The sequence below is a fragment of the Mesorhizobium sp. LNHC209A00 genome (genome assembly GCF_000502915.1).
Classification (GTDB): Bacteria; Pseudomonadota; Alphaproteobacteria; order Rhizobiales; family Rhizobiaceae; genus Mesorhizobium.
This window is the reverse complement of the sequence record NZ_AYWT01000046.1, coordinates 1-4,747: the sequence shown is the minus strand read 5'-3', so window position 1 is coordinate 4,747 and position 4,747 is coordinate 1. Positions and strand designations below refer to the sequence as shown.

Sequence of the window (4,747 nt, the reverse complement as noted above, 5' to 3'; positions counted from 1 at the left end):
CAGGCCGGCGCGCGCGGCGCTGGAGTGGGCGCGCCATGCCGCTCGCAAGGCGGGCATTCCCGGCCTCATCGCGGAGGTCGACAGCGCGTGGCTGGCCTTGGAGACACCCGCGGCGCGACTGATCGCGCAGGGCAGGGAGCAGCCGCTGCTGCTCGAAGAGGTGGAGGCATTGCAGGGGTCGCCGGCGCTGGTCGTCGATGCCTTCCGCTACGCCGTGCGGGTCGGGCGGACCACGGTTTCGCTGGCGAGCCGGCCTGTGCTGTTCGCCTTGGCGCGGACGCTCGCCGAAGCCTGGCCCGGCGACGTGTCGCGAGGGGAACTCGTGGCACGGGCCTTCGGCGGCAAGCATGCCGATGAATCGCATCGCGCGCGCCTGCGCGTCGAGATCGGGCGGCTGCGTGCCGAGCTTCGCGCGTTGGCCGGCATCAGCGCCACCAGGCATGGCTTCACGCTGGCGCCACGCCAGGCCCATGCGGTGATGGTGCTGGCGCGGCCGATCGAGGAACGGCACGCGGCCGTGCTTGCCTTGCTGGCCGACGGCGAGGCCTGGTCGAGCTCGGCCCTGGCGCTGGCACTTGGAACCGGCCAGCGCAGCGTGCAGCGGGCGCTTGAGCCGCTTGCCGAGGCCGGCAAGGTACAGTCCTTCGGCCATGGCCGGGCGCGCCGCTGGATGACGCCGCCGGTGGCGGGTTTCACGACCACCTTGTTACTCCCCGCGCCGCTTCCCAATGGCTAGATAGTGACGACGACCAGCATCGAGGGACAAGCACATGAAACATTCGGCGGCCGAAATCTTGAGGGAATACGGGCCCTTTCCCGGTGCCAATACGGTGGCCGGGGTAAGCTTTGACGGCAAGAATGTCTGGTTCGCCTCAGGCGACAGGCTGAACGCTTTCGATCCCGAGAGCGGGCAGGCCTTGCGCTCGATCGATGTCGCGGCACATGCCGGCACCGCCTATGACGGCCGGCATTTCTTCCAGCTTGCCAAGGACCGCATCCAGAAGATCGATCCCGACACGGGCGAGGTGCTTTCCACCATTCCAGCCCCCGGCAATGGCGGCGATTCCGGCCTGACCTGGGCCGAAGGCACGCTATGGGTCGGCCAGCACCGGGAGCGCAAGATCCACCAGATCGACCCGGAGACCGGCGCGATCCTGCGCACCATCGAATCCAACCGGTTCGTCACTGGGGTGACCTGGGTCGACGGCGAATTGTGGCACGCCACCTGGGAGGGCGACGAAAGCGATCTTCGGCGCGTTGATCCTCGGACGGGCAAGGTTCTGGAGAAGCTCGACATGCCTGCCGGCATGGGCGTCTCGGGGCTCGAATCCGATGGCGCCGACCGACTGTTCTGCGGCAGCGGAAACGCCGGCGTGGTGAGGGCGGTGCGCCGGCCGAAATGAGGGTCCGCGAATTTTCCCAAATCGACTGGCGGTTGTGGGACGCCAAACCTAGATAGGCTGGACCATCCCCCACAAAGGATTCTCCCATGCCCGAACAGATTACGTTGAACGACGGCACCGCCATTCCCCAGCTTGGCCTCGGCGTCTGGCAGGTCGATCACGACATCACGGCGCGGGTGGTGGGCTGGGCGATCCAGGCCGGTTACCGTCTGATCGACACCGCCGAGGGTTACCGGAACGAGGAAGGGGTCGGTGAGGCGATCCGCGCCGCCGGCGTGCCGGCGGCAGAGCTGTTCATCACCTCGAAGCTGCGCAACGGCGCCCACCAGCGCGATGCGGCGCTTCGGGCCTTCGACGACACGATGAAGAAGCTCGGCGTCGAGCAACTCGACCTGTTCCTGATCCATTGGCCGGTGCCCAGCCAGGACAAATATGTCGAGGCCTGGAAGACGCTCGTCGAGCTGAAGCAGGCCGGCCGCGTCAAGTCGATCGGCGTTTCGAATTTCAATAGGGATCATCTGGAGCGCATCATCGGCGAGACGGGCGTGACGCCCGTCGTCAACCAGATCGAGCTGCACCCGCGCTTCCAGCAGCGCGATCTCAGGGAATTTCACGCCCGGCACGACATCCATACGGAAAGCTGGAGTCCGCTGGGCAGCGGCCGGTTGCTGAGCGACCCGACCATATCAGGCATTGCCCGCAAACACGGCAAGTCCACCGCGCAGACAATGATCCGCTGGCATCTCCAGCAAGGGCTGATCGTCATCCCGAAGTCGGTGCGCCAGGACCGCATCGCGGCCAATTTCGATGTCTTCGATTTCGAACTGGACGCGCAGGACCTGGAGACGATCGCCGGCATGGATTCGGCTGACGGCCGTAACGGTCCGAATCCGGTGACGGCGGCGTTTCTGTTCTGAGAGGACGAAGCGGTCGGCGCGCTAAATCCCCGAGCCGTCCAGCTGTTGCGCGTCGTCGCCTTCCCACGGCGCCGGCATCGAGGCGCCCCGGCTGAGATTGGCCGAGGGCATCGGCATCCAGCATTTCAGCTCCGGCTCGGCATATTCGACGACGCGGCCGGGCGAGGAATCGGAGGCGCGCCAGCCCTCGTCGCCGAACTGATCGGCGCGTGACCAGTAGGCGAGGTCGACTTCCGCCGGCCCCTGCTCGGACGGGCGCACCGTAACGAGGATCCGGCTGCCGTCTTTTGGCGCGCTCGACATGTGGCGCCAGCGGTCGGGCTCGTCCATCCTAATTTCCTCCTGCCTTGCTGTGGGATGAAGTGTCGCCTCGTCGTCGGAGACGGTCAACCCAAACTTTTGCGCAACCCATCCTGTTTCGATGGGCTGCTCGTTCCGCATGGCGCGCGGGGAGTGGATGATTTGTCGGATTGCACGAGCCGCGCCCGTCCTTGATCTGGCGTCCTTGATCTGGCGACGGTCGCCGGGACAAGGAGAGCCATTCATGAGTGACGGAGTCGAGCCGATGCCGGATGACGTGGAAACAAAACTGTACTTCAGCCGCAACCCCAATCCGCGCCTGGGGGTGGCGGTGGCGCGTCATCTCGGGGCGAGGCTGACCTTCGAATTCGCGGCGCCGTTCGCTCCGGGGCAAGCGGAGCGATTCCGGCCCCTCAATCCCAACCTTTCCCTGCCCATACTGGTCTGGCCCGGCGGAAGCTTGTGGGAGGCCGACGCCATAGCCTGCCGGTTGTCGCGAGACATGGGTTCCGATTTCTGGCGCACGAACGACGATGAGCCCGAGATGATCCGCTGGCTGAGTTGGGGCAAGGAGAATTTCATGCGGGCCTGCGACATGGTGCATTTCGAGCGCGGCACCAAGCAGCGCTATCACATCGGGCCGATCGATCACCAAGTGGTCAAGGAGGGCCTGAAACTGTTCCACACGACGGCGGCGATCCTGGAGACCGCGCTTGCGGGCCGGCAATGGCTGGTGGGGGACGAAGTCTCTTATGCCGACTTCCGCATGGCGACCTTCCTGCCTTTCAACGATGTCGCGGGCCTGCCGCTCGGCGACTATCGGCTGGTCGATCGCTGGTATCGGCGGCTTGAAGCGATCGACGCCTGGCGTGATCCCTTCGAGGGTCTGGACGCGCCGCGATTGCCGCCAGTCCCAGGACGGGTCGAGCCGCATGAGGCGGCACCGAGGCTGTAGTCGAAACGGGTGGCGACCGGCGTATACGTTTGGAGAGAAACTTGAAAACGCCGGCCGCCATTTGGGGCGTTGGGGTGCATCGCTTTGGGGGGCGATGCAAAGACCAGGCTAAGCGGATGGCCGGCCGCCGCAAGCGGAACGCCGGCCCATGGTGAACAGGTGGTTACTATCCACAGGTCGGGGCTGTAACGGCAGGCGGCCCGCCGGATTGCGGCCGTCCATCGCGGCCAGGTCGTCATTGTCTCGGCTGTGCGCAACGCGAATCGCCGGCCATGCCACGCTCGACGAGCCGCGATCGGATTGCTAAGCCCGTCTGCGAAGGAGCTGATGAGTCTGGCATGACCGTTGCGATCGAGATGGGACACACGACAGCGGGTGCGCCGGCGAAACTCGATCTCGAGGAGTTGCTGGCGACCCGCCTCCTGGTGCAGGGCAATTCGGGCTCCGGCAAGTCGCACCTCTTGCGGCGTCTCCTGGAACAGAGCGCGCCGTGGGTGCAGCAGACCATCATTGATCCGGAAGGCGACTTCGTGTCTCTGGGCGAACGCTACGGCCATCTGGTGATCGATGCCGAGGAGCATACCGAGCGCGGCCTGCAGGCGGCCGGCGAGCGGGCGCGCATCCACCGTGTCTCGACCGTGCTCAACCTCGAAGGCCTCGATGCCGAGAACCAGATGCGGCGCGCCGCCGCTTTTCTCGGCGGGCTGTTCGAGGTCGCGCGCGACCACTGGTACCCGATGCTGGTGGTGGTCGACGAAGCTCAGCTTTTCGCGCCGGCGGTGGCCGGCGAGGTGTCGGACGAGGCGCGCAAGCTTTCGCTCGGCGCCATGACCAACCTGATGTGCCGGGGCCGCAAGCGCGGGCTTGCCGGCATCATCGCCACGCAGCGGTTGGCCAAGCTCGCCAAGAACGTGGCGGCGGAAGCCTCCAATTTCCTGATGGGCCGCACCTTCCTCGATATCGACATGGCGCGCGCGGCCGATCTCCTGGGTATGGAGCGGCGGCAGGCGGAGGCGTTCCGCGATCTGGAGCGTGGCCAATTCATGGCATTGGGGCCGGCACTGTCGCGCCGGCCGCTCGGCCTGCGCATCGGCCCCACCGACACCAGCCCGCGCAACGGCACGCCCAGGCTGATGCCGCTGCCCGAGGCGGCGCTCGAGGATGCCCGCGCC

5 protein-coding genes and 1 pseudogene are annotated in these 4,747 nt (G+C 66.4%); 5 read left to right on the top strand and 1 reads right to left on the bottom strand.

Features of this window, described 5'->3' with window-relative positions:
* The 3 genes and pseudogenes from X739_RS136680 to X739_RS136690 form a co-directional block, all read left to right on the top strand.
* A pseudogene (locus tag X739_RS136680) lies at positions 1-736 on the top strand (helix-turn-helix domain-containing protein); the annotation flags it as partial.
* Between the two features lie 34 nt (positions 737-770).
* Positions 771-1,403: a PQQ-binding-like beta-propeller repeat protein gene (locus X739_RS136685; RefSeq protein WP_023775517.1), complete on the top strand. Its 633-nt coding sequence runs from the start codon at positions 771-773 to the stop codon at positions 1,401-1,403.
* Positions 1,404-1,489: 86 nt separating this feature from the next.
* Positions 1,490-2,320 carry an aldo/keto reductase gene (locus X739_RS136690; RefSeq protein ID WP_023796686.1) on the top strand — a complete coding sequence of 277 codons (831 nt, stop codon included), beginning with the start codon at positions 1,490-1,492 and terminating at the stop codon, positions 2,318-2,320.
* Positions 2,321-2,341: 21 nt separating this feature from the next.
* On the opposite strand, the gene X739_RS136695 is transcribed toward X739_RS136690, so the two are convergent.
* Positions 2,342-2,650 carry a hypothetical protein gene (locus X739_RS136695; RefSeq protein WP_015316958.1) on the bottom strand — a complete coding sequence of 103 codons (309 nt, stop codon included), beginning with the start codon at positions 2,648-2,650 and terminating at the stop codon, positions 2,342-2,344.
* A gap of 214 nt (positions 2,651-2,864) precedes the next feature.
* Between X739_RS136695 and X739_RS136700 the strand changes: the two genes are divergently transcribed.
* Entirely contained in the window at positions 2,865-3,575 is a 711-nt protein-coding gene (locus X739_RS136700; RefSeq protein ID WP_023796685.1) for a glutathione S-transferase family protein, read from the top strand.
* Positions 3,576-3,913: 338 nt separating this feature from the next.
* The coding region (locus tag X739_RS136705) for an ATP-binding protein (RefSeq protein WP_023796684.1) at positions 3,914-4,747 on the top strand (834 nt) is incomplete at its 3' end.